General features: G+C 57.5%; 1 rRNA gene. It reads left to right on the forward strand.

What is annotated here, in order from left to right:
- A 23S ribosomal RNA gene (locus IE153_RS41315) occupies positions 1–572 on the forward strand; the annotation flags it as partial.

Genomic DNA, 572 nt, shown 5'->3' on the forward strand with positions numbered 1-572 from the left:
GCCAAGTTTTTAAGGGCGCACGGTGGATGCCTTGGCACCAGGAACCGATGAAGGACGTGGGAGGCCACGATAGTCCCCGGGGAGTCGTCAACCAGGCTTTGATCCGGGGGTTTCCGAATGGGGAAACCCGGCAGTCGTCATGGGCTGTCACCCGCTGCTGAACACATAGGCAGTGTGGAGGGAACGCGGGGAAGTGAAACATCTCAGTACCCGCAGGAAGAGAAAACAACCGTGATTCCGGGAGTAGTGGCGAGCGAAACCGGATGAGGCTAAACCGTATACGTGTGAGACCCGGCAGGGGTTGCGTATGCGGGGTTGTGGGATCTCTCTTCTGTTGTCTGCCGGCAACAGGACGAGTCAGAAACCGTTGATGTAGGCGAAGGACATGCGAAAGGTCCGGCGTAGAGGGTAAGACCCCCGTAGTCGAAACATCAGCGGCTCGTTTGAGAGACACCCAAGTAGCACGGGGCCCGAGAAATCCCGTGTGAATCTGGCGGGACCACCCGCTAAGCCTAAATATTCCCTGGTGACCGATAGCGGATAGTACCGTGAGGGAATGGTGAAAAGTACCC

The sequence above is a fragment of the Streptomyces massasporeus genome (genome assembly GCF_014648995.1).
GTDB lineage: Bacteria > Actinomycetota > Actinomycetes > Streptomycetales > Streptomycetaceae > Streptomyces > Streptomyces massasporeus.